The organism is Conexibacter sp. CPCC 205762 (genome assembly GCF_030646155.1).
GTDB lineage: Bacteria > Actinomycetota > Thermoleophilia > Solirubrobacterales > Solirubrobacteraceae > Conexibacter.
Window position 1 is genome coordinate 39,240 of sequence record NZ_JAUTDN010000039.1, and the last position, 23,317, is coordinate 62,556.

Genomic DNA, 23,317 nt, shown 5'->3' on the forward strand with positions numbered 1-23,317 from the left:
GTCCGTTCCCGTACATCGGCAGGAAGCGCGCGCGAGTGGAGCGCGGCCCGGCCGCCGCGCGCGATACCGTCCCGTGACGATGACCCGCGCCGTCCGTCAGATCGCCGCGCTGCTCATGGCCGCGCTCACCGTCCTGCTGCTGTCCGCGCCGACCGCGCTCGCCGCCGCCGGCGGCGGCTCCTCCGGCTTCAGCGGCGGGGGCGGAGGCGGTGGTGGCGGCTTCGGCGGGGGCGGCTTCTCCGGCGGGGGCGGCACGACCACCGGCGGCAGCCCGATCGTGATCCTGATCATCTTCCTGCTGGTCGGCGGCTTCTTCGTCGTCGCGGCGATCTCGGCCGCGATGCGGGTCCGCCGCTACCGCAAGCGGCGCGAGGAGCGGGCGCGCAGAATCGAGCTGGCGGCGGCTGTCGCGGCCGACGACGACCCGATGTTCGAGCCCGCCGCGGTGCGCGCCAGCGCCGAGCAGATCTTCACGGCCGCCCAGCACGCCTGGGACGAGCGCGACTACGAGACGCTGGAGCAGCTGCTCGTGCCCGACCTGATGGTCGAGTGGCGCCGGCGGCTGGAGGACTTCCGCAAGAAGGGCTGGCACAACCGCGTCGAGGTGCTGCAGATCAGATCGATCGAGTACCTCGGGCTGACCAACCGCGAGGGCCATCGCGAGGACCGCGTCACGGTCCGCATCTGCGCCCGCCTCAGAGACTTCGTCGTGATGCGCAACGGGATGGTGCTGAAGCGCAACGAGGAGACGAGCGACACGGTCGAGCTGACCGAGTTCTGGACGCTCGCCAAGCGCGCCGACGAGCAGGGCTGGATCGTCGCCTCGATCGAGACCGACGCCGAGGGCCAGCACGTGCTCGACGCCGAGATCGTCGCCTCGCCGTGGAGCGACGAGCGGCGGATGCAGGACGCCTCGCTGCTGGAGGTCGCCGCGCTCGACAGACTGCCCGAGGGCGTCTCGACCGCCGATGTCGCGAGACTCGACTACGCCGGCAACGGGCGCGCCGCCGCGCTCGACCTGTCGCTCGTCGACGGCCGCTGGGCGCCAGACGTGCTGGAGGCATCGGTGCGGCGCGCGGTCGCCGCCTGGGCCGAGGCGGTCGACGGCGCCGACAGCGATCTGCTCGACGTCGCCACGCCGGAGGCGGCGCAGGTGCTGCTGCACCCGGGCGATCCGAGCGGGCAGACGCGGCTCGTGATCCGCGGCCCGGTCGTGCGGCAGCTGACGATCGTCGCGCTGGACCCGGCGGCGCAGCCGCCGACGATGACGGTCGAGGCCGAGGTGCGCGGCCGTCGCTACATCGAGGACCGCGACACCGCCGCCGTGCTGCGCGGCAGCAAGCAGACCGAGACGACCGCGACCGAGCGCTGGACGCTCGCGCTCGCCGGCCCCGACGATCGCCCCTGGCAGGTGGTCGACGCCGCCGCCGGCGGGGTGACCGCATGACGCCGTTGCGCCGCCTCACCACGCTCGCCGTCGCCTGCCTTGCCGTCCTCTTCTGCGCCGGATCCGCGAGCGCCGCCGAGCAGACGCTCGGCGCGGCCGCCGCACCGAGCATCGGCGTCAAGCCGGCGATCGTCGGCGGGCAGCAGATCCCGGTCACGACCGCGCCGTGGCAGGTCTTCGTCGAGGCGACCGCGAGCAGAACGTCGGTCTACGACTGCGGCGGCTCGATCCTCAACGCGACGACGATCCTGACCGCCGCCCACTGCGTGATCGACCCGGCGACCGGCCAGAGATTCACCGCGGCGAGACTGACGGTGCTGGCCGGCACGGCGACGGCCGACGGCAGAAGCGGCGTGATGAGAGACGTCGCCGACATCCGCATCCATCCCTACTACCAGGCTGCCGCCGGCAGAGTCGCCCCCGACGACGTCGCCGTCCTGACGCTCAGCGGCAGCCTCGCCTTCAGCACGGCGATCCAGCCGATCGGCCTCGTCGCGCCCGGCGCCTATCCGGCGGTCGGCACGGCGACGACGATCACCGGCTTCGGCCGTCAGGTCGCCGGCGGGACGCCGGACAGACGGCTGTACGCGCTCGGCACCGCGATCGGCGACCCGCTCGCCTGCGGGGCCGACGCGAACGCGATCGTGCTGTGCGTCAGCAGCCCCGCGGGTTCGGCCTGCGAGGGCGACTCCGGCGGGCCGATCGTCGCGGGCGGCGTGCTGCTCGGCGTCGCCTCGTTCGTGCAGCTCGACGGGCCGACCGGCGAGTGCGGCGTCGGCTCGCTGAACGGCTACACGAACCTCGCCGCGCCTGAGATCCGCGCCTTCGTCGACGGCAGCAGCGCGCCGCCGCAGGCCCCGCGCGGCGGGCGCGACGTGAGCGCCCGCGGCGTCTTCCAGGCGCGCCAGGCGGTCACGTGCAGCGCCGGCACCTGGAACGGCGCGCCGGCCTTCGCCTACGCCTTCGTCGACACCGCCTCCGGCACGCTGCTGCAGCTGAGCGGCAGCGACACGTACAGCTTCACCGACGGCGACGTCGGCCGCACGGTCGCGTGCGAGGTGCGCGCCACCAACGCCGGCGGCACCGCGCTGACGCGCACGCAGGCGTCGCCGCCGATCGCCGTCGCGCCGGCGCCGCCCGCGCCGCCGGTCAGAAGAACGACGCCGCGCCCGTCGCTGCGGCTGACCGTCACGGTCCCGCGCGGCAAGGTCCGCAAGGGCGCGCGCGTGACGCACGCGATCAAGGTCGTCAACCGCGGCAACGCCGCCGCGCGCGGGGTCGTCGTCTGCGACAGCCCCGGCAAGGGCCTCTCCGTCGCGAAGGCGCCGCGCAAGGCGAGACGGGTCCGCGGGCGCGTCTGCGTGACGCTCGGGACGATCAAGCCGGGCGCCGCGCGCCGCGTCGAGGTGACGCTGAAGGTCGCCGGCCGCGCCAGCCGCGGCGCGCACGTCAACGCCGTCACGCTGAGCGCGGCCAACGCCGCCCGCAGAAGCGTCACCGCGCGCGTGATCGTGCGCTGACAGCGCGGCGGCAGCGGACCTCTGCGCGGACGCCTGTGCGCTGACACAACCCGGGCGTCTGCCGAGGAATAGGCAGCTTTGCGGCGAGATCGCGCGTCCTACCCGCCAGTTGCAGCGCTCCAAACGCATCACGTCAGGGCGCCGGGACGACGTTGACGCACCGATAAAAAGGTGTCGCGCGGGCCGTATTCTGCCGCGCCATGCACGAACCAAAGGCACGGATTCCGGGTCGCCGCACCGCGGTGGCGCTGGTCTCGCTCGCCGCCCTGCTGCTGGCTGCCCCGGCCACGCAGGCGAGCGAAGGAACGCTCAGACTCGGCCCGCAGACGGAGGTCGGCAAGAAGCCGGCGATCGTCGGCGGCAACCCGATCTCGATCACGCAGGCGCCGCATCAGATCTTCCTGATCGCGGAGGACGCCGTCACCAGATCCACCTACATCTGCGGCGGCTCGATCCTCGACAGCACGCATGTCGTCACCGCTGGTCACTGCGTCTACAACGCGAGAACGGTCAGACCGTTCGACGCCTCGGAGCTGACCGTCGTCGCCGGCATCTCCAACTTCAGAACGCCGGAGTCGACGAGACAGCCCTCGGGCGTCGCCGCGGTCCGGATCCACCCCGGCTACGCGTACACGGCCGAGAACGGCGGCGTCGCGCCCGACGACGTGGCGGTCCTGACGCTCAGCAGAACGCTCGACCTCAGCGGCCCGGCCGCGAGAGCGATCTCGCTCGTCGACGCCGGCGCCTACTCGCCGCAGGGCACGCCCGCCGGCATCAGCGGCTTCGGCCTGCAGGCCGGCGGCGCCGCCTCGCCCGACGGCCAGCTCTACGCGGTCGGCACGACGATCGGCGACCCGCTCGCCTGCGGCAGCGACGTCAACGCCGTCATCACCTGCATCGCCAGCCAGGTCGGCTCCGCCTGCGAGGGCGACTCCGGCGGCCCGCTGACCGTCGGCACCGTGCTCGCGGGCGTCGCCTCGTTCGTCAGCACGAACGGCCCGAGCGGCGAGTGCGGCGTCGGCTCCGTCAACGGCTACAGCAACCTCGCCGCCGGCGAGATCCGCGACTTCGTGCTCGGCAACGACGCGCCGCCGGTCGCCCCGCGCGGCGGTCGCGACGTCAGCGCCAGAGGCTTCTTCCAGTCCGGCAGCTCGATGGAGTGCTCGGCCGGCACCTGGAGCGGCGCGCCGACCTTCACCTACACGTTCGTCGACACGCGCAACGGCCAGGTGCTGCAGAGCGGCGCCAGCGCGACCTACGCCTTCACCGACGCCGACGTCGGCCGCACCGTCGCCTGCCAGCCGGCGGCGACGAACGCGGGCGGCACCGGCATCACGCGCACCGAGGCCTCGCCCGCGATCGCGGTCAACCCGAACCCGCCGAGAAGAGACCCGACGCCGACGCCGAACCCGACCCCCAGAAGACCGACGCCGACGCCGAGAAGACCGGCCGCGAAGAAGCCGTCGCTGCGGCTCTCCGTGAAGGCCTCGACGACGCGTGTCCGTCCCGGCGCGACGGTCACGTACACGATCAAGGTCGCCAACCGCGGCACCGGCCCGGCCGGCAAGGTCGTCGTCTGCGACGCGCCCGGCAAGGGCCTCGCCTTCTCCTCGCTGCCGAAGGGCGCGAAGAAGTCGCGCGGCAGCGCCTGCTGGACGCTCGGGACGCTCAAGGCCGACAGCAGCCGCACGCTGAAGGTGACGCTGCGCGTCTCCGGCTCGGCGAGCAACGGCGCGCTGCTGCGCAACGGCATCGGGCTCGCCTCCGGCAACGGCGGCAGAAGAGCCGCCTCCCCAGGCGTGCGCGTCGCCGCCGCCCAGCAGAGAGGCGCCACCAGACCCCCGGCGGTGACCGGGTAGTGATGGTCGACGGCGGTCCCGTGCAGGTCGTGCACGGGGCCAACGTCGCGCGGATCCTGTTCGCGACCAAGGCGACCGCCGAGCCGGGGCGGGGGAGGCTGCTGGCGCGGCTGACCCCGGTCGCCCCGCTCGGCGGCGGCGAGGCGCAGTACGCCGTCACCGGCCAGAAGGTCGTCGACGGGAGGCTGTACGTGCGGGTGATGCTCGCGCGGCGGCCGAACGGCAGCGCCGGCTGGGTCGCGGGCGACGACGTCGCGCTCGACCGGACCCGCTGGCGGATCGGGGTCGACCTGCGCGCCCGCACCGTCACCGTCGCCTACGACGGGAGACGCGTGAAGACGATCCGCGCCGTCGTCGGCAGCCCGTTGAGCCCGACGCCGCGCGGCAGGTTCGCGGTCTCGGAGCTGCTGCCGCAGCGGCCGGCGAGCGGCTTCTACGGCAGCCTCGTGATCCCGCTGACCGCCTATTCGGACACGTACACCGAGTATCAGGGCGGCCCCGGCCGGGTCGCGATCCACGGCCGCGGCGGCACGTCGCTGGCCGATCCGCTCGGCACCGCCAGCTCGCACGGCTGCGTCCGCATCTCCAACGGCGACGCCGACTGGCTCGCGCGGCGGATCGAGCCGGGCGTGCCGGTCACGGTCCGGTGAGCGGACGGCGGGTGAGCGTTGCCGGGGCCGCCCAGCCCCGGCAACGTTCGCTCACCACCCCCCGGCGGTTTGAGAACCCGCCTTGCGAGTCAGGCTCTCGAGCACGCGGATCGACCGCGCGGAATTAGGGTAGCCTAACTCGCGTGCAGTCGTCGTCACGCAGCGTGGGCCTCGCGATCGCCCTCGCGGCTCTCGCGCTCGCGGTCTTCCTCAGCCTCGCGCTCGGTGCCCGCTCGATCCCGCTCGCCGACGTGATCGGCGACCTCTTCCATCCGGACGGGTCGCAGGACGCGACGATCGTCCACGAGCTGCGGCTGCCGCGGACGCTGCTCGGGCTCGGCGTCGGCGCCGCGCTCGGGCTCGCCGGCGCGCTGATGCAGGCGCTCACGCGCAATCCGCTCGCCGACCCCGGCCTGCTCGGCGTCAACGCCGGCGCCGCCGCCGCGGTCGTGATCGCGGTCGGGCTGTTCGGGATCGGCGGGCTGACCGGCTACGTCTGGTTCGCGTTCGCCGGCGCGGGCGCCGCGGCGGTCGTCGTCTACCTGCTCGCCGCCGCCGGCCGCGGCGGCGCGACGCCGGTCCGGCTCGCGCTCGCCGGCACCGCCGTCACGGCCGCGCTGCTGGCCGTCACGCAGGCGGTCACGCTGCTCGACAGAGAGGCGTTCGAGACGTGGCGCTTCTGGTGGGTCGGCTCGCTCGCCGGCCGCGACTCGGAGACGCTCGCGCAGGTCGCGCCGTTCCTGATCGCCGGCGCGCTGCTCGCGCTCGCGCTCGCGCGGCCGCTCAACGCGCTCGCGCTCGGCGACGACGCCGGCCGCGCGCTCGGCGCCCACGTCGGCCGCACGCGCGTGCTCGGCGGGATCGCGATCACGCTGCTGTGCGGCGCCGCGACCGCCGCCGCCGGGCCGATCGCCTTCATCGGGCTGGCGATCCCGCACGTCGCGCGCGCGATCGTCGGGCCCGACCAGCGCTGGGTGCTCGCCTACTCGCTCGTGCTCGCGCCGCTGCTGCTGCTCGTCGCCGACGTGCTCGGCCGGCTCGTCGTCAGCCCGCAGGAGCTGCAGGTCGGCGTCGTCACCGCCTTCGTCGGCGCGCCGCTGTTCATCGCGCTCGTGCGCCGCAGACGGATCGCGCAGCTGTGAAGCGACGCGCGCAGAGCGTCCGGCCGGCGGGGGCACGTCTGTGAGCGTCGAGGCGCCGCGGATCCTGCCCGGCCGCGTCGTGCGCTCGCCGCGCGGGCGCGTGGCGCTGCGGGTCGAGCGGCGGCCGTTCGTCGTCGGCTGCCTGCTGGTCGTGCTGGTGGTGCTGCTGGCGATCGTCGGGATCGCGACCGGCGACTACCCGCTGTCGCCGCGCGAGGTGGTCGAGACGCTGCTCGGCGGCGGCGACCCCTCCAGCGCGTTCATCGTCGAGACGCTGCGGCTGCCGCGCGTCGTCTGCGCGCTGCTGGTCGGCGGCGCGCTCGGGCTCGCCGGCGCGATCTTCCAGTCGATCACGCGCAACCCGCTCGGCAGCCCCGAGATCGTCGGCTTCACCTGGGGCTCGGCGGCCGGCGCGGTGCTCGTGATCACCGTGATCGGCTCCAGCACCGGTGCGGCCGTCTCCGGCGGCGCCGTGCTCGGCGGCGTGCTGTCGGCGGTGCTCGTCGTCGGGCTCGCCTGGCGCCACGGGATCCAGGGCTACCGGCTCGTGCTCGTCGGGATCGGCATCGGGCTCGTCACGCGCGCCTTCACCGAGTACCTGCTGACGCGCGCGAGAGTCGAGGACGCCGCGCAGGCGGCCGTCTGGATCGCCGGCTCGCTCAACGGGCGCGGCTGGGAGCAGGTGCGGCCGCTGGCGCTGGCGCTGGTCGTGCTGGTGCCGCTGGCGCTGACGCTCGGCCGCACGCTGCGGGCGCTGGAGCTGGGCGACGACGCGGCGCGGGCGCTCGGCGCGCGCGTCGACTCCGGCCGGCTGGCGCTGATCGGCGTCGCGGTCGCGCTGACGGCCGTCGCGACCGCGGCGGCGGGGCCGATCGCCTTCGTCGCGCTGGCGGCGCCGCAGGTCGCGCGGCGGATCACGCGCGGCTCCGGCCCGGGGCTGCTGCCGTCCTTGCTGATGGGTGCGCTGCTGCTGGAGGCGAGCGACTGCGCCGCTCAGCGCGTCTGGCCGGCGCAGCAGCTGCCGGTCGGGATCGTGACCGGCGCGATCGGAGGCATCTACTTGGCATGGCTGCTCGCGAGCGAGTGGCGCGGAAGGAGGAGCGGATGACGGAAGCCGACGGCGGCGCGACGCCCGCGGAGGGCGGGAGCGACGCGCCCGCGCGCCTGAGCGGCAGCGGGCTGCGGCTCGCCTACGACGACCGGCTCGTCGTCGACGGGCTCGACGTGGCGATCCCCGACGGCTCCTTCACGGTCGTCGTCGGGCCCAACGCCTGCGGCAAGTCGACGCTGCTGCGGGCGCTGTCGCGGATGCTGAAGCCGCGCGGCGGCAGCGTCCTGCTCGACGGCGCCGACATCCGCTCGCAGCCGGCGAAGGCGGTCGCGCGGCGGCTCGGGCTGCTGCCGCAGAGCCCGACCGCGCCCGACGCGATCACCGTCGCCGACCTCGTCGGCCGCGGCCGCTACCCGCACCAGAAGCTGCTGCGGCAGTGGTCGCCCGACGACGAGCGGGCCGTCTCGGAGGCGCTCGCCGCGACCGCCACGACCGACCTCGCCGAACGGGCCGTGGACGAGCTGTCGGGCGGGCAGCGCCAGCGCGTCTGGCTGGCGATGGTGCTGGCGCAGGAGACGCCGCTGCTGCTGCTGGACGAGCCGACGACCTTCCTCGACGTCGCCCACCAGATCGAGGTGCTCGACCTCTGCGCCGACCTGCGCGAGCGCCACGGCCGCACGCTCGTCGCGGTCCTGCACGACCTCAACCACGCCTGCCGCTACGCGACCCACCTGATCGCGATGCGCGACGGGCGGATCGTCGCCGAGGGCGACCCGAGCGAGATCGTCGACGCGGCGCTGGTCGAGCGGGTCTTCGGGCTCGCCTGCCGCGTCGTGCCCGATCCGGAGACCGGCACGCCGCTGGTCGTCCCGGCGGCGCGCCGGTCGCGCGTGGGGTAGGCGCCGCTACGCCTTCGCGAGCGCGGCTCTGAGCTGCGGCACGGTTCTGCCGAGCGCGTAGGGGATGCTCGTGACGGTGCCGGCGGCGAGCGCCATCGCGGTGTCCATGTCGCCGACGATCACGGCGCCGCCGCGTCTGACGACGTCGAGCTGCTGGTACGTCGCCATTCTGTCGAGCGCGGCGACGGACGGTCTGTCGTAGCCGAGCACGAGCAGCGCGTCGACGTCGAGCAGGTCGAACTTCTCGGGGCTGAGGTAGGCGTAGAACTCGTCGCCGACGACGTCGGCCACCGCCGCCGGCTGTCTGAAGCCGAGGCTGGCGACCAGCCGGCCGCGCGCGTCAGTGTCGGAGAAGACCGACATCTGGCCGTCCGCGGTCGGGGTCACGACCATCACCGTTCTGCCGGCGAAGCCCGGGTTCTCCCTGCGCGTTCTGGCGAACAGGTCGTCGAGCCCGCTGACCAGTCTCTCGGTCTCCGCTCTCATCCCGAGCGCGGTGCCGATCTGCACCGCCTGCTCGGTCGGCGGCAGGCCCCAGGCGGGATAGCCGTCCGGCGTCGAGACGATCGGCGCGATCTGTCTGAGGCGGTCGTGGTCGGAGTCTCTGAGGTTCTGGCCGACGGCGACGATCAGGTCCGGCCGCAGCGCTGCGATTCTCTCGAACGGGATCTCCTGGCCCTCGAACAGCTCCGGTCTGGCGTCGCCGAGCGCTCTCAGGGACCACGGCCCGACGCCGCGCTTCCACTCCGGGATCCACTTGATCAGTCCGACCGGGACGACGCCGAGCGCGAGCACGGTGTCGTGGTCGTTGTAGCCGTAGACGACGACGCGCTCGGGCATCCGCTCGACGGTCGTCTCGCCGTATCTGTCGCTGACGGTGATCGGGAAGCCGCTGCCCTGCGGGCTCGTCGCGGTCGCGGAGGCGTTGGTGCTGCCGCCGTCGTCGTCGCTGCCGCAGGCGGCGAGGAAGATCGTGGCGGCGGCGCCGGCCGTTCCGGCGATGAAGCCGCGGCGGGTGGGGCGGAGTGTCATGCGTCGATCCAGTCCTTCGTGTCGTCGTACTTCCAGTAGCCGAGGATGTGCATCGCGGAGCGCTCGATCCCGCGCTGCTCGCGCAGGCAGTCGCGCACGGCCCGCATCACGCCCGACTCGCCCGCGCCCCAGACGTGGCCGGCGCCGTCGGGCAATGCGACGGTGCGCGCCGCGTCGGCGAGCGCGAGCGTCTCGCCGGCGTGCACGCCGCCGCGCTCCACCCAGGTGACGTCGAGCCGGCCGGCGCAGCGCAGCGGCTGGCGCTCGGCCGCGTTCTCGACCTCGATCAGCGCGATCGCGCGCTGGAAGGCGGGCAGCGTCTCGGCGATCGCCGCGAGCGCCGGCAGGCCGGTCTCGTCGGCGATCAGCAGGTTCCAGGCGGCGCCGTCGCCGTGCTCGTGGTGCCAGTGGAAGCGCGGGCCGGCGTAGCCGAGCCGGTCGCCGGGCTGGGCGCGGGCGGCCCAGCGGGAGGCGGTGCCGTGGTCGCCGTGGACGACGAAGTCGATCTCCAGCGTCGCGGTCGCGGGGTCGTGGCGGCGGACGGTGTAGTTGCGCGCGTGCTGCTCGGGCACGCCGTCGGGGAAACGCCAGCCGTCGGCGGGGAGGACGACCTCGGCGCCGTCGTCGGGCCAGATCAGCGTGACGATCTCGCCCGGCTGCTCGACCGGGAAGTCGGCGAAGCCGGGCGTCTGGAAGGCGATGCGCACCATCCGCGGCGTCAGCCTCGTGAGGTGGCGGACCGTGGCGACGCCTGTGCGCAGGGGAAACGGCCGCGGCGACGGTCTACGTCGCGCGGGCGCGGCGGGCATGGACAGAGGAGGACTCCTTCGGGACGACTTCTTAGGGCACCCTAACAGGTGCCTACCCGAAGGTTAGGTTGCCCTAACGCCGGATCCCCGTGAAGTCACTGGTCTGTGGGACCAGCAGCTTCACGGGGATCGGGCTCAGCGCGGGCGGATCGTAGTGCGGAGCGTGGTCGGGGCGCGGCCGGCGGCGGTGAGGCGGACGCGGACGGCGACGCGCGGGTGGGCGCCGCGGCGCAGGGCTCTGCTCAGCGCGCGCCGCGCGCTCGGCGTCAGCCGCGCCTTCAGCGTCGCCGTTCTGCCCGCTCTCACGCGCGCGGCGACGCGGCGCAGCTGCAGCGTCCGTCTGCCGCTTCTGAACGACGCGCCGGCGGTCGCGCGGCAGGCGACCGCGCAGCGGACGCGCACGACGACGCCGCCGTTGCGCAGCAGCCGCTGGGCTCTCGTCGCGCGCAGGCCGCCGCGGACCGGCGCGCTTCTGGCCGGGGCTCTTCTCGCGCCGCCGGGCGTCGTCGTTCTGCCGCCGCCGTCGCCGACCGGCGGCGGGGGCGTCGTGCCGTCGCCGCCGCCGGGCGGGGCGGCGGGAGCGCAGGGGACGGCGGTGCTGTTCTCGACGATCCGGTAGACGCTGCCGCCGCCCGCGGTCGCGTAGAGGCAGCCGCCGGCGTCCTCGCCGAACGAGGTCAGGCCCGGGATCGAGAGGCCGCTCTCTCTGACGGTCGCGGCCGCGCCGGGGCCGGGGACGGCGCTGCTCAGCTGCGGCTTGGCGTTGTCGCCCCAGATCACGCGGCCGAACAGCGACGGCAGCGACGGGTCGCGCACGACGTAGCCGGCGATCAGCGCCGCGTAGCCGTCGCTGTGGAAGAGGTCGAGCAGCGGCAGCGTGCTGCCGGCGAGCGGGCAGGGCGTCGTTCTCGAGCCGTAGGCGAAGCTGCCCTCGCAGGTTCTCCAGCCGAGGTTGGCGCCGCGGCCGCGGCCGGAGCTGACCGGCAGCCAGTCGATCTCCTCGGTCGTGCTCTCGCCGACGTCGCCGATCACGAGGTCGCCGGTCGAGCGGTCGAACGAGAAGCGGAACGGGTTGCGCAGGCCGTAGGCCCACACGAGCGCTCTCGTGCCGCCGGCGGCGGCGAACGGGTTGTCGGCCGGGACGCTGTAGGAGCCGGCGACGCCGCCGCGCGGGTCGAGCCGCAGCACCTTGCCGAGCGGGCTGTCGAGATCCTGTGCGTTGGCGCTCTGGGCACCGTCGCCCGGTGCGGCCCACAGCAGGCCGTCGGGCGTGAACTGGAGCTGGCCGCCGTTGTGGTTGGTCGGGCCGTCGGGGTGCGGGAGGTGGAGCACGAGCCGGCGCGAGGCCGGGTCGGCGGCGTCGCCGGTCGGGGCTCTCAGCTCCTCGATCCGGTTGTCGCCGCCTCTCTCGGTGAAGTAGACGTAGAACAGCCGGCTGGTCTGGAAGTCGGGCGGGAAGGCGATCGACAGCAGGCCCTCCTCGCCGGCGGTGTCGACGACGCCGCGGAGGTCGAGGAAGGTCGACGCGACGCCGCCCTTGACGACCTTCACGATCCCCGCCTTCTCGACCACGTACAGCCGCTCGCCGTCCCCGGGCGCGCCGCTGACGTGGACCGGGGTGTCGAATCTGGGGCCGATCGACTGCAGCCGCGGATCGGCCTGCGCCGCCGCCGTCGCGCCCGCGAGCGCGCAGGCGGCGAGCGCCGCCGTGATGAGGAGCTTCGAAAGCCGTCGCACGCAGGCGATCTTGCCGCGTTGGGCGGAAGCGAAACCGGGAGCCGCTCCGGTTCCGTCCGGCTGCGGGCGTAGCTTGGCGATCCCCGCGTGATAGCGCGGGACGTGGCGGTCAGCGAAGTCCGGTGAGATTCCGGCGCTGTCCCGCAACGGTGAAGCCCCGCCTCGACGGGGACGAGCCCGGTCGCCTGACCTCCCACGTGCGTTGAACGTCCTCGGCAGAAGGACCGCTCACGGCAGCTCGCGCGTGCTCGTCCACCCCTGGACGGCCCGCCGGCAGACCTGGCACTCCTCCCGCCGACCTGAAGGAGGCCCAGGTGCCAGGCAGCGAGCAGAAGACCTACACGATCGGCGAGCGCAGCTTCGTGCTCGACCGTGCCAAGGCCGAGGCGGCGCTGGCGGCCAAGCGGGTCGTCGGCGGCCGCGAGACGATGACGTTCAACCTGCTGCCGCTCAAATACGGCTGGGCGTACGAGCTGTACCGGACGATGAAGGCCAACCACTGGGAGCCCGAAGACGTCCAGATGGCGAAGGACATCGAGCAGTGGCGCGACGGGCGCGCGCTGAGCGAGATCGACCGCTGGATCGTGCGCATGGCGGTCGGCTACTTCTCCGCCGCCGAGGGGATCGTCGGCGACAACATCCTCCACGTCGTGCGCGAGCTGGTGACGGCGTCGGAGCTGAAGCTCGTGCTCGGCCGCCACGCGCACGAGGAGAACATCCACGCCGACTCGCTGCTCTACATGATCGCCTCGCTCGGGATCGACCCGCACGAGTGCGAGGCGATGTTCGACGACATCCCCACGATCGTCGCCAAGAACCAGTTCGTGACCGGCGTCTCCAAGCAGCTGCGGCGCGACCTCGACATGCAGGATCCGCGCTCGATCCAGCTGCTGGCCAAGAACGTCTTCGTCTTCGGCCAGTGCATGGAGGGGACGCAGTTCTACGGCCTCTTCGGGATGGTCCTGTCGCTCTACCGCCAGGGCAAGCTGCCCGGCATCGGGACGATGTTCCGCTACACGCTGCGCGACGAGTCCAACCACATCGAGCTGTTCCGGCGGCTGCTGCGCGAGCTGGTCGCCGAGAACCCGGAGATCTGGACCGAGGCCTTCAGACAGGAGCTGCGCGAGCTGATGGCCGAGGCGGTGCGGCTGGAGCAGGCGTTCATCGCCGACTGCCTGCCGGTCGAGGGCGTCGGCCTCAGCGCCGAAGAGTTCTCGCAGTACATCGACTACGTCGCCGACCGCCGACTGGAGGGCGTCGGGCTGGCGCCGCTGCACGGCGGCATCGAGAACCCGCTGCCGTGGCTGGCCGAGCTGATGGACGTCCGCAAGGAGCAGAACTTCTTCGAGGGACGCGTGACCGAGTACCAGAAGGCGTCGGCGCTGGCCGCCGTCTCCGACGACGAGCTGTGAGGAGACACCGATGCTGATCGAGTTCGACGAGATCCTGCGCGACCTGGAGCTGAAGCGGGCGGCGGCGCTGCCCGGCGACGAGAGCCCGGCGGTCGACGTCGCCGCCGCGCTGGCCGAGCTGGACGACGCGGCGCCGCTCGACCTCGTCGTCGTCGACGACGACGGCGGCGAGCGGCCGTTCGCGCCTGCGCTGGCGGCGGCGCTCGTCGCCGACGCGCTCGCGACGCTCGCGCTCGCGCACGGCGAGGCGAGCGCCGACACCGCCGCCGGCCGCGCGCTCGTGCGCGCGACGACGACCGCCGTGATCGCGCGCCTGGAGGGGACCGCGCGCGTCACCCACGCCGACCTCTCGACCGTCGTCGAGGCGGCGCTGATCGACGCCGGCCACTACGAGCTGGCGAAGGCGCTCGTGCTGCGGCGCGCGCAGCCGACCGCGACCGCCGCGCGCGCGACCGGCACGCTGCGGCTGATCCGCCGCTCGGGCGAGGTCGCGAGCTGGGAGACGGCCAAGATCGAGGTCGCGATCCGCAAGGCGTTCCTGTCGCGCGAGGCCGACTCCGAGCCGGCCGTCAGGCTCGCGGCGAGGGTCTCCGAGCGCGCCCATGCGCTCGGGCTCGCGTACGTGCCGATCGAGACGGTGCAGGACATCGTCCAGGAGGAGCTCGTGCTCGCCGGCCACATGCGGGTCGCCGAGCGCTACATCGTCTACCGCGCCGAGCGGGCGCTGCTGCGGGCGCAGCAGTCGGGGGCGGGCGACGACGGCGGGCGCGGCGGCGAGGGGGCCGCCGCGCTCCCGGCCGTCCCGGTGCTGGAGGCCGACGGCGGCGAGACGAGCTGGGACGGCGCCGACCTGCGCGCGCGGATCGCGTTCGCCTCGATCGGGCTGGAGCTGGAGAGCGACGCGGCCGAGCTGGAGCGCGAGCTGCGGCGCGCGATCCGGCCCGGGATCGCGCGCGCCGATCTGCGCAAGCTGATCGTCCTCAACGCCCGCGCGCTGGTCGAGCGCGACTCCGACTACTCGCGCTTCGCCGGGCGCATCCTGCTGAGCTTCGTCTACGAGGAGGCGCTCGACTGGTCGATCGAGCGCGACGGCGTCAGCGCGCTGAAGGCCGCGCACGAGCGGGCGCTGCGGCCGCTGCTGGAGCACGGCGTGACGATCAGGCGGATCGACCCACGGCTGCTCGCCTACGAGCTCGACCGGCTCGCCGCGGCGCTGGACCCGAGCGCCGACCTCGACTTCGACTTCCTCGGCCTGCAGACGCTCTACGACCGCTACCTGCTGATCGACAAGACCGGTGTGGCGCCGCGCCGGATCGAGGCGCCGCAGCTGTTCTGGCTGCGGGTCGCGATGGGCGTCTGCCTCGGCGAGCGCGACGACGACCCGGTCGCGCGCGAGCAGCGCGCGATCGACCTCTACACGGTCTACAAGCAGCGCCGCTTCTGCTCCTCGACGCCGACGCTGTTCAACGCCGGCACGCCGCACTCGCAGCTGTCGTCGTGCTTCGTCTACAAGATCGACGACACGCTCTCCTCGATCGTCGGCCGCGGCATCGCCGAGAACGCGATGTGCTCGAAGTGGGCCGGCGGCCTCGGCGGCTCGTGGACGGCGGTGCGCGGCACCGGCTCGCACATCGAGTCGACCAACGGCGAGTCGCAGGGCGTCGTGCCGTTCCTGAAGATGCACAACGACCAGCTCGTCGCGGTCAACCAGGGCGGCAAGCGGGCCGGCTCCGGCTGCGCCTACCTGGAGGTCTGGCACAACGACATCCGCGAGTTCCTCGAGCTGCGCCGCAACACCGGCGACGAGCGCCGCCGCACGCACGACATGAACACGGCGTGCTGGATCCCCGACCTGTTCCTGCAGCGGGTCGAGGCGCGCGGCCAGTGGACGCTGTTCCGCTCCAACGACGTGCCCGACCTGCACGAGAGCTACGGCGCCGACTTCAAGGCCCGCTACGAGGCCTACGAGGCGCGCGTCGACGCCGGCGAGCTGCACGGCGAGCGGATCCCGGCGCTGGAGCTGTGGAAGCAGATGCTGAAGCTGCTGTTCGAGACCGGCCACCCGTGGCTGACGTTCAAGGACCCCTGCAACGTCCGCTCGCCGCAGGACCACGCCGGCGTCGTCCACAGCTCCAACCTCTGCACCGAGATCACGCTCAACACCGGTCCCGACGAGACGGCCGTCTGCAACCTCGGCTCGATCGTCGTCGACCAGCACCTGACCGCGGCCGGCGAGATCGACCACGACAAGCTGCGCGAGACGGTCCGCGTCGCGGTCCGCGCGCTCGACGACGTGATCGACATCAACCTCTACCCGACCGAGCCGACGCGGACGGCGAACTCGCGCCACCGCCCGGTCGGCCTGGGGATGATGGGGCTGCAGTACGCGCTCTATCGCAAGGGGCTCGCGTTCGGCTCTGACGAAGCGGTCGCATTCGGCGACGAGCTGACCGAGGCGATCGCCTTCTACGCCTACGAGGCGTCGTCGGACCTCGCCGCCGAGCGCGGCACGTACCAGTCGTACGCGGGCTCGAAGTGGGACCGCGGGCTGCTGCCGCAGGACACGGTCGAGCTGCTGGAGCAGGAGCGCGGGGAGTCGGTCGAGGTCGCGCGCGGCGGCGTGATGGACTGGGCACCGCTGCGCGAGAAGATCGCCGCGCAGGGGATGCGCAACAGCAACGTGATGGCGATCGCGCCGACGGCGACGATCGCGAACATCATGGGCACCTCGCCGTGCATCGAGCCGATGTACAAGAACCTCTTCGCGAAGTCGAACCTGTCCGGCGACTTCGTCGTGCTGAACCCGTTCCTCGTGCGCGACCTGAAGGCGGCGGGCCAGTGGTCGCGTGCGCTGGCGGAGCGGCTGAAAGCGGTCGACGGCGACCTGGAGCAGGTGCCGGAGATCCCGGCCGCGCTGCGCGCGCTCTACCGCACCGCCTTCCAGATCGAGCCCGAGCGGCTGATCGACGCCGCCGCCCGCCGGCAGAAGTGGATCGACCAGTCGCAGTCGCTCAACCTCTTCCTGGCGGCGCCCGACATGAAGGCGATGAGCCACATGTACCGCCGCGCCTGGCGCGCCGGCCTGAAGACGACCTACTACCTGCGCACGCTCGGCGCGAGCGCGATCGAGAAGGCGACGGTGGCCGCGCCGGCGCTGGCAGAGGCTCCGGTGCAGGACGCCGCCGCGCTCGCCTGCTCGATCGAGGCGATGCGCAACGGCGAGGAGTGCGAGGCGTGTCAGTAGCGGCGCGTGAGCCGATGAGCCTGCCTGTCTTCGCCACGTCGCTGCACGATCGGATCGGCGACGCGCTCGCCCAGCTGGTCTCCGTGCTGGCGATCCCCGTCCTGCTGCTCGCGATCGCGGCGCTGCTGCTGTGCGCGGTCGAGTGCGGCCGTTACGCGACGGAGGCGTGGCAGCGCCACAGCCGCCGTCGGCAATGGCCGCTGAAGGCGCTCGCCGCGCGCGCCGTCGCCGCTCCCGGTGAGGCGTCGCAGCTGGCCGCGCACGCGCCGACCGCCTTCGCCGCGGACGCCGTCCAGCAACTCGGCGCCGCCGTCGCCTCCGGCCGCCCGCGCGCCGCCGAGCACGCGCTGACCGACTTCGAGCTGGCGGTCCAGAAGCGGCTCGACCGCACCCGCATGCTCGTCCGCGCGGGGCCGGCGATCGGCCTGATGGGGACGCTGATCCCGCTCGCGCCGGGGCTGAAGGCGCTCTCCGGCGGCGACATCTCGCAGCTCGCCGCCGACCTGCGGATCGCCTTCGCGGCGACCGTTGTCGGCCTCCTCGTCGGCACGGTCGCGTTCGCGCTGACGCTCGTCCGCACGCGCCTCTACAGCGAGGACCTGGCGGCGCTGGAGCGGGCCGCCGAGCAGCTGCCGGCGGGCGGCCCGGCGGCCGGGCCGGCGCTGGCGGCGGCATGAGCCGGATCGGCTTCGGCCGCCACGGCGGGCTCGACGACGCGGCCGGCGATCCGCTCGACGGTCTCGTCAACCTGTTCGACGTCGGGATCGTGCTGGCCGTCGCCTTCCTGATCGCTGGGCTCGGCCTGACCAGCACGCAGAGAAGAGCGGCGACCGGCAGACCGCAGCCGGCCGATCAGCAGCAGAGAAGCCTGCCGAGCCCGGCGAACGCGCCGCAGGCGACCGGCCGCGGCAGAGCGGTCGGCAAGGTCTACCGCCTGCCCGACGGGCGTCTCGTCTACGTCGAGGACGGCAGATGACGCAGCGAGCGCGCCGCTGAAGGCGCGCTCACGCCGCTCCGCGCAGGCGAGGTCGCCGCCCCTCGACCAGCCCGCCGCCGCCGGCCGCCAGCAGCATCGCCCCGGCGAGGCCGGTCGCCAGCCACGGGCCGCTGTCGCCGCCGGCGCTCGCGCCGCGCAGGCCGAAGGCGGCGGCGAGGTCGTCGTCGCCGTCGCCCGCGGCGCCCTCGCCGCCGATCACGAGGCCCTCGATCTGCTCGTCCTGGCCGCTGCCGGGGCCGGTCCGGCGGCCGTCGTCGCCGCCGCCTGCGCCGCTGCGGCCGGCGGCGCCCCGGCGGCCGCCGCGCTCGCGTCTGGAGCCGGTGTCGGTGAGCGCGCCGCCGCCGCCCGCGCGTCTGGGCGCGGTCTGGTCCGGCATCGCGCCGCCGGGCTGCGGCGCCGGCTCGCTCGCCGGCGGCGCGGCCGGCGTCTGCCGCTCGGGTCGCCGCTCGCGCTCGGCGTCCGGGCTCGCTGCGTTGTCGGCCGCGTCGCGCTCCTGCTCGGCCTGCGCGCGGGCGCGGCGGCGCCGTCTCTGCTCGACGCGCGTCGAGCGCACGCCGCCGACGGTGCTGCCCTTGCTGCCCTGTCTCGGGCGGCTGAAGTTCGGCGCGCCTCTGCCACCGCCGCCGGTGATGACGCCGCCGCCGTCGCCGCCGGTCCCGCCGCTGCCGCCGCCGACGCCGTCTCTCGGCTGCTCCGGCGTCGGCGCGTTGCGCGGGTCGGGGACGCGTCCGCTCCACTCGACGCAGCCGAACGGCAGATAGCGGCCGGAGTACGCCGGCAGCGTGTACGCCGTCATCCAGACCGGGTTGAGGTCGTCGCCGATCTCCCACACGATCCGGCCGTCGTCCTGCTGCAGCGAGGCGAGGAAGTCGAGGATGCTCGGGCCGCCCTCGTGCGGCCGCCACTGACCGGGATCCTGGTCGATCGCCCAGAGCCCCTGCGCGACCCACGCGGCCGAGGCGGAGTTGCCGCTCGTGTGGCCCGAGTACTGGAAGCCGCCGTCGGCCAGCTGGCGGCCTCTCAGCCAGGCGACGGCTCTGTCGACCGCCGTGCCCGCGGCGGCGTCGGCGGCGCCGGGCCCGGCGAGGCCGGCGGCGCGCAGCGCCTCCAGCGCGGCGCCGGTCATGTCGTTGTCGCCGGCTCCGCCGACGTCGATCGACGGCCAGCTGCCGTCGCCGTTCTGGACGCTCACCAGCCACGCGACGGCGCGGGCGATCAGCGGTGCCAGCGCCGGGTCCGGGACCGCCGACAGCGAGAGGATCGCGAAGATCGTCGTGTTGAGCGGGGAGGAGGGGAGTCTGCTGCCGACGGTGCGGTCGAACGAGCCGCTTGGCCGCTGCGCTCTGACGATCGCCTCGACGAGGTCGACGCTGCCCGCGAAGGCGCGCGGGTCGCTGCAGGCGGCGACGGCGACGAGCAGCGTCCGCTCGAAGTCGGTCGTCACCGTCAGCTGTCTGGCGGCGCCGACGATGCAGTCCCACGCGGTCGCGTAGCCGTCGGGCCGGTACTGGTCGCGCGGGTTGACGCCGGCCGAGGCGATCGCGAGCGCCGTCCACGGCGTCGCGGTGATCGGGTCGGAGGCGCCGCCCGCCTTCATCGGGTAGCAGCCGTCTCTGCGCTGGTGCGACTGCATGTAGCGGATCGTCTGGTCGAGCATCCGGCTGCGGACCGGGTCGTCGGACTGCGCCGGCGCCGGGGTGCTGCTGAGCGCGAGCCCGAGGGCGGTCGCGCTCAGCAGCGCGACGCCGCCCGCGCAGGCGGCAAGCGAGAGCCGGCGGCGGCGGCGCGCAGCGCGCCGCCGCCGGCCGGAACCGTCGTCGCGGCTACGGCCTGACGCCGACACCGTCGACGCTCACCGTGCCGCGCAGGACGCGCAGCTCGACCGTGCCGGCCTGCGCGCGCGCCGAGCCGAGGAGCGCCCGCGTCGCGTTCGCCCCTGTCCGCTGCAGCGTGATCGTGCGGGCCGTGCCGCCGCTGCGCAGCTCGACCTTCGCGGCTGCTCCGCCGCGCAGCAGCACGACCGGCTGCCCGGCCGCGAGCTTCACCCGCAGCGAGGCGCCGGCGCTGCCGCGCGAGAGCGTGCGACGCCAGGCGGCGGCGCTGTTGACTGCATTCCAGCGGCCGGAGCGGCCGATCGCGCGAGCACGGTCGTCGATCGGCGCCGGCACGCCGCGCCAGGCGCGGATCGCGGCGCGGTCACGCGCGAGGCGCCAGCTGAGGCTGCCGCCTCTGACCGGCGTCGGCGGCGTCACGCGGACCGGGGGCGTCTGCGGCTGCGGCTGCGGGCCGGGGACGACCGGCTGCGGCTGCGGATCGGTCGGCTGCGGCTGCGGGTCGGGACCTCTCGGCTCGGGCTCCGGGTCCGGTCTGGCGACGTTCGCCGGCCAGGCGCTCGGCGGATCGCCCGCGCAGCCGGCGCCGGCGGTCGCCTCGACGCAGACGTCGATGCTGTTGGAGGCGATCGCCGCCGGGCTGACCTCAGGGTCGTCCGAGAACGTGCGCGCCTTCAGCCGCTGCCAGCCGGCGGCGTGGAAGGTGACGGTCGCCGCGCCGTCCGCGCCGCTTCTGCCGGCGGTCGCGACCCCGGCGGGCGCCTGCGCGCCGCGCTCGGTCACGGCGCCGACGGTCGCGCCTTCGTACGGCGGGCCGCTCGTCTGGTCCTGGTCGGTGCTCGTCTCGGTCGCGGTGACGTCGACCGTCAGCGGCTGGCCGACGGTGACGGTCGGCCGCGAGCTGGCGTTCGGCGCGCCGAGCCACAGGAACGGGCGCCCGCTGAAGGCGTCGTTGACCCACAGCACGCGGTCACCCGCGGCAAGCGCGTACTGGCAGCCGCCGACGGGCGTGAAGGTGCCGTTGACGAGGATCCCCCACCAGAAGGTCGGCCCCTCGCTCTCGGGCCCGAAGCGCTTGACGAAGTAGTCGTCGAAGCCCGGGTACCACTGGCCGTCGAAGTCGTAGCCGAGCACGTCCATCGCATCGACGGTTGCGCCGGTCGGCGTCGCGCCCGGCAGCTCGTGCATGCCGTTGTTGGTCGAGTCGCATCTGCGCGGCTCGTCGTCCGACGACGATCTGACGATGCGGCCGTCGCTGCGCACGACGCCGTCGAAGATCGTCGCGTGGACGCCCTCGACGCGGACGTTCACGTCGATCGGCGCGGCGGTCGCCGACTGCGCGCAGAAGAGGGCGGTGAGGGCGACCGCAACGGTCGCCGTGGTACGTCTGAGCATGAGCCTCCTGCCCCGTTCCCCGAGGGCGTTGGACGGTGGGATCGGAGGCAGGTCTCCTGGCTTCCGAGCCTTCCCGTCGCGCCTTCCCAAGCCGTCGGCTCAGTGGCTGCGTCGTCGCATGCGACGGGCGTCCTCGGTCACAGTGGCGGGCCCGCGCCGGTCTCTCACCGGCTTCCCGAACCCCCGATCCATCGGTTGTGGCGCGGCAGCGTAGCGCACGACCGCGACCGGCGCATGTCGCTTGACGGGCACGCTAGCGTTCCCGGGGCTCACGAAAGCGGGGAACTCCGGTGTGAATCCGGGGCTGTCGCGCAGCGGTGTGGGAGACGATCGGATCGCAGGTCCACTGAGCCGGCCAACGGCTTGGGAAGGAGATTCGAGAGGACGATCCCGAGCCCGAAGACCCGGTGAGCGAATCCGCCTCGCGATCAAGGCGGCTGCCCTCACCGACCCGGTCGCCGGATCAGTGCGTGTCGCCGCCCCTGAAACAGGAGCAACGACATGCATCGAAGGGTCCCTGGGCCCTCCGTCGCGGCGTGCCTCGCGCTCGTCACGACCGTGGTCGCGTTCGCCGCCGCGTGCGCGCTGACCCCGTTCACGTCCGCGGCCCGCGCCGCGTCGGACGGCGACGTCGCGGCCGCCGTCGAGCACGCGGTCGACTGGTACCGCCAGCGCCAGCACGCCGATGGCTCGTTCGGGGTCAACAGCGGGCTCGACCCGGCCTGGGCGCTGCTCGGGATCGCCGGCGCGGGGCTCCATCCGGCCGACCTGCGGCCCGGCGGCGACCCGCTCGCGACGAGCGCGCAGGAGGCGCAGCTGAAGATCTGGACGATCGCGGATCCGGCTGACTGGTGGGCCTTCTCGACCGAGCAGGCGACCGACTGGGAGCGGGCGATCCTGCAGGCCCATGCGAGCGGCCTGCAGCCGACGCGGCTGTCGTCGCAGCGCAACCTGCTCGCCGGCCTCGCCGCCTACTACGTCGACGGCTGGTTCAGCTCGAAGAGCTCGGTCTTCAACCACACGATCTTCGGCCTGCTGGCGCTGTCCGCGCTCGATCTGCCGGCGCCGCTGCTGGAGCGGACGGCGCGCGTGCTCGACGCCAACCAGCACGACGACGGCGGCTGGACGAGCTACCCGTCGCCCGACCCGGTGACGCAGGCGAGAGCGAGCGACATCGACTCGACCGGCGCCGCGCTGGGCGCGCTCTGCGCCGCCGGCCGGCCGGCGAGCGACCCGGCGGTGGCGGACGGGATCGCCTTCCTGCGGGCAAGACGCGCGCCGAGCGGCGCGATCGGCAACGTCAACTCCACCAGCTGGGCGCTCGACGGGCTCGGCCAGTGCGGGGTGCGCCGCGGCGCGGCGGCATGGACGGCGGCCGACGAGACGACCGTCGACTGGCTGCTCGCGCAGCAGTCGACCGACGGCGCCGACAGCGGTGCCTGGCTGGTCAACGGCAGCGCGAACGAGTACGCGACCGCCGACGCGCTGCGAGCGGTCGGCGCGGCTGCCTTCGTCGTCGATCCGCCGGCGCGGGCCGTCGCAGGCGACCCGCAGGTGCGGCCCGCGCCGGCCGTCGCCGACGGCACTGTCGTGCCGGTCGCGCTGGTGATCGACAGCGGGCGCGGCATGCCGCGGCTGTGCGCGACCGACGCGCCCGTCGGCGCGACCGTCGCCACCGTGCTGGCGGCGGCGCGGGAGGCGTCGCGCCCCGCCGCGTGTGTGACCGAGCTGGTCGTCGATGGCGGGCTGGTGACGGGGATCGACGGCGCCCGCGGCGGCGGCTGGCAGGTGCGGCTCGACGGCGGCGCCGAGCAGCCGGCCGGGCCGCAGCCGGTCGGCTTCGGCCAGACGGTCGCGCTGCGGCTCGAGCAGCCTGACCCGGTCGCCTTCGACGCCGACCGGCTCGCCTTCGGGACGCAGCCGCTCGGGCTGCTGTCGGCCGCGCGGCGGCTGACGCTGCGCAACGCCGCGGCGACGCCGGTGACGGTGCGGACGCTGCGGCTGAGCGGCGCGCACGGCGACGACTTCACGCTCGTCGGCGACGACTGCCACGGCGAGACGCTCGCGCCCGACGCTGGCTGCACGGTCGGCGTTCGCTTCGCGCCGGCCGCGCTGGGGGCGCGCAGCGGGCTGCTGAGCGCGGCCGTCAGCGGCTCCGATTCGGCGCCGACGGTCGTGCTCACGGGGGAGGGCCGCGCGCTGCCGGCGGGGCCGCCCGGGGCGCTCGGTGCCGCGGGCGGCGACGGCGCCGCAGGGGAGGCCGGGCCGGCGGGCGCTGCCGGCGCAGCCGG

At 74.3% G+C, this 23,317-nt stretch carries 17 protein-coding genes and 2 riboswitches; of the genes, 12 read left to right on the forward strand and 5 right to left on the reverse strand.

What is annotated here, in order from left to right; translation table 11 throughout:
• The first annotated feature begins 79 nt into the window (after positions 1-79).
• From Q7L73_RS23090 to Q7L73_RS23120, 7 genes are all read left to right on the forward strand, one after another.
• Positions 80-1,447 carry a Tim44-like domain-containing protein gene (locus Q7L73_RS23090; RefSeq protein ID WP_304692565.1) on the forward strand — a complete coding sequence of 456 codons (1,368 nt, stop codon included), beginning with the start codon at positions 80-82 and terminating at the stop codon, positions 1,445-1,447.
• Positions 1,444-2,967, forward strand: a complete 1,524-nt coding sequence (locus Q7L73_RS23095) for a trypsin-like serine protease (RefSeq protein ID WP_304692563.1) — start codon at positions 1,444-1,446, stop codon at positions 2,965-2,967. The genes Q7L73_RS23090 and Q7L73_RS23095 overlap by 4 nt, the downstream gene beginning before the upstream one ends.
• Before the next feature lie 200 nt (positions 2,968-3,167).
• Positions 3,168-4,826, forward strand: a complete 1,659-nt coding sequence (locus Q7L73_RS23100) for a trypsin-like serine protease (RefSeq protein ID WP_304692561.1) — start codon at positions 3,168-3,170, stop codon at positions 4,824-4,826.
• Between the two features lie 2 nt (positions 4,827-4,828).
• A complete protein-coding gene (locus tag Q7L73_RS23105; RefSeq protein WP_304692559.1) occupies positions 4,829-5,476 on the forward strand; it encodes a L,D-transpeptidase in 648 nt (215 codons plus the stop codon).
• Between the two features lie 143 nt (positions 5,477-5,619).
• Entirely contained in the window at positions 5,620-6,618 is a 999-nt protein-coding gene (locus tag Q7L73_RS23110; RefSeq protein WP_304692557.1) for an iron chelate uptake ABC transporter family permease subunit, read from the forward strand.
• Between the two features lie 40 nt (positions 6,619-6,658).
• A complete protein-coding gene (locus tag Q7L73_RS23115; protein WP_304692555.1) occupies positions 6,659-7,726 on the forward strand; it encodes an iron chelate uptake ABC transporter family permease subunit in 1,068 nt (355 codons plus the stop codon).
• Positions 7,723-8,568, forward strand: a complete 846-nt coding sequence (locus Q7L73_RS23120; protein ID WP_304692553.1) for an ABC transporter ATP-binding protein — start codon at positions 7,723-7,725, stop codon at positions 8,566-8,568. The genes Q7L73_RS23115 and Q7L73_RS23120 overlap by 4 nt, the downstream gene beginning before the upstream one ends.
• Before the next feature lie 6 nt (positions 8,569-8,574).
• Here the strand turns inward: Q7L73_RS23120 and Q7L73_RS23125 are convergent, their stop codons facing one another.
• The 3 genes from Q7L73_RS23125 to Q7L73_RS23135 form a co-directional block, all read right to left on the reverse strand.
• Complete coding sequence (locus Q7L73_RS23125) at positions 8,575-9,600, reverse strand: ABC transporter substrate-binding protein (protein WP_304692551.1); 1,026 nt, start codon at positions 9,598-9,600, stop codon at positions 8,575-8,577.
• Positions 9,597-10,409, reverse strand: coding sequence for a siderophore-interacting protein (locus Q7L73_RS23130; protein ID WP_304692549.1), 813 nt, complete (start codon positions 10,407-10,409; stop codon positions 9,597-9,599). Before Q7L73_RS23130 ends, Q7L73_RS23125 begins: the two co-directional genes overlap by 4 nt.
• Positions 10,410-10,544: 135 nt before the next feature.
• Entirely contained in the window at positions 10,545-12,146 is a 1,602-nt protein-coding gene (locus Q7L73_RS23135) for a sorbosone dehydrogenase family protein (protein WP_304692547.1), read from the reverse strand.
• Positions 12,147-12,460: 314 nt separating this feature from the next.
• Here Q7L73_RS23135 and Q7L73_RS23140 point away from each other — a divergent pair, with 314 nt between their 5' ends.
• Genes Q7L73_RS23140 through Q7L73_RS23155 form a run of 4 tightly spaced genes read left to right on the forward strand, consistent with a single transcriptional unit; the run spans position 12,461 to position 17,778 of the window.
• The gene (locus Q7L73_RS23140; RefSeq protein WP_304692545.1) at positions 12,461-13,558 is read left to right on the forward strand and encodes a ribonucleotide-diphosphate reductase subunit beta; all 1,098 of its coding nucleotides are present in this window, start codon (positions 12,461-12,463) and stop codon (positions 13,556-13,558) included.
• Positions 13,559-13,568: 10 nt separating this feature from the next.
• Entirely contained in the window at positions 13,569-16,802 is a 3,234-nt protein-coding gene (locus tag Q7L73_RS23145) for a ribonucleoside-diphosphate reductase subunit alpha (protein ID WP_304692543.1), read from the forward strand.
• Between the two features lie 14 nt (positions 16,803-16,816).
• The gene (locus Q7L73_RS23150; protein WP_304692541.1) at positions 16,817-17,479 is read left to right on the forward strand and encodes a MotA/TolQ/ExbB proton channel family protein; all 663 of its coding nucleotides are present in this window, start codon (positions 16,817-16,819) and stop codon (positions 17,477-17,479) included.
• On the forward strand, positions 17,476-17,778 hold the full coding sequence (locus tag Q7L73_RS23155; RefSeq protein ID WP_304692539.1) for a DUF2149 domain-containing protein: 303 nt from the start codon (positions 17,476-17,478) through the stop codon (positions 17,776-17,778). Before Q7L73_RS23150 ends, Q7L73_RS23155 begins: the two co-directional genes overlap by 4 nt.
• A gap of 28 nt (positions 17,779-17,806) precedes the next feature.
• On the opposite strand, the gene Q7L73_RS23160 is transcribed toward Q7L73_RS23155, so the two are convergent.
• A complete protein-coding gene (locus Q7L73_RS23160) occupies positions 17,807-19,642 on the reverse strand; it encodes a prenyltransferase/squalene oxidase repeat-containing protein (protein WP_304715666.1) in 1,836 nt (611 codons plus the stop codon).
• The gene (locus Q7L73_RS23165) at positions 19,623-21,026 is read right to left on the reverse strand and encodes a hypothetical protein (protein WP_304696296.1); all 1,404 of its coding nucleotides are present in this window, start codon (positions 21,024-21,026) and stop codon (positions 19,623-19,625) included. Before Q7L73_RS23165 ends, Q7L73_RS23160 begins: the two co-directional genes overlap by 20 nt.
• A gap of 28 nt (positions 21,027-21,054) precedes the next feature.
• Positions 21,055-21,226: riboswitch (cobalamin riboswitch) on the reverse strand.
• 34 nt (positions 21,227-21,260) lie between these two features.
• A riboswitch (cobalamin riboswitch) is annotated at positions 21,261-21,453 on the forward strand.
• Positions 21,454-21,527: 74 nt separating this feature from the next.
• On the opposite strand from Q7L73_RS23165, the gene Q7L73_RS23170 reads away from it, so the two are divergent.
• A partial coding sequence (locus tag Q7L73_RS23170) for a choice-of-anchor D domain-containing protein (RefSeq protein WP_304715667.1) occupies positions 21,528-23,317 on the forward strand: 1,790 nt, incomplete at its 3' end.

Excerpts from the sequence above, each read along its gene's own strand:
- Q7L73_RS23090 (WP_304692565.1), top strand. The coding sequence starts at position 80 with ATGACCCGCGCCGTCCGTCAGATCGCCGCGCTGCTCATGGCCGCGCTC.
- Q7L73_RS23095 (WP_304692563.1), top strand. The coding sequence starts at position 1,444 with ATGACGCCGTTGCGCCGCCTCACCACGCTCGCCGTCGCCTGCCTTGCC.
- Q7L73_RS23100 (WP_304692561.1), top strand. The coding sequence starts at position 3,168 with ATGCACGAACCAAAGGCACGGATTCCGGGTCGCCGCACCGCGGTGGCG.
- Q7L73_RS23105 (WP_304692559.1), top strand. The coding sequence starts at position 4,829 with ATGGTCGACGGCGGTCCCGTGCAGGTCGTGCACGGGGCCAACGTCGCG.
- Q7L73_RS23120 (WP_304692553.1), top strand. The coding sequence starts at position 7,723 with ATGACGGAAGCCGACGGCGGCGCGACGCCCGCGGAGGGCGGGAGCGAC.
- Q7L73_RS23125 (WP_304692551.1), bottom strand. The coding sequence starts at position 9,600 with ATGACACTCCGCCCCACCCGCCGCGGCTTCATCGCCGGAACGGCCGGC.
- Q7L73_RS23130 (WP_304692549.1), bottom strand. The coding sequence starts at position 10,409 with ATGCCCGCCGCGCCCGCGCGACGTAGACCGTCGCCGCGGCCGTTTCCC.
- Q7L73_RS23145 (WP_304692543.1), top strand. The coding sequence starts at position 13,569 with ATGCTGATCGAGTTCGACGAGATCCTGCGCGACCTGGAGCTGAAGCGG.
- Q7L73_RS23150 (WP_304692541.1), top strand. The coding sequence starts at position 16,817 with ATGAGCCTGCCTGTCTTCGCCACGTCGCTGCACGATCGGATCGGCGAC.
- Q7L73_RS23155 (WP_304692539.1), top strand. The coding sequence starts at position 17,476 with ATGAGCCGGATCGGCTTCGGCCGCCACGGCGGGCTCGACGACGCGGCC.
- Q7L73_RS23165 (WP_304696296.1), bottom strand. The coding sequence starts at position 21,026 with ATGCTCAGACGTACCACGGCGACCGTTGCGGTCGCCCTCACCGCCCTC.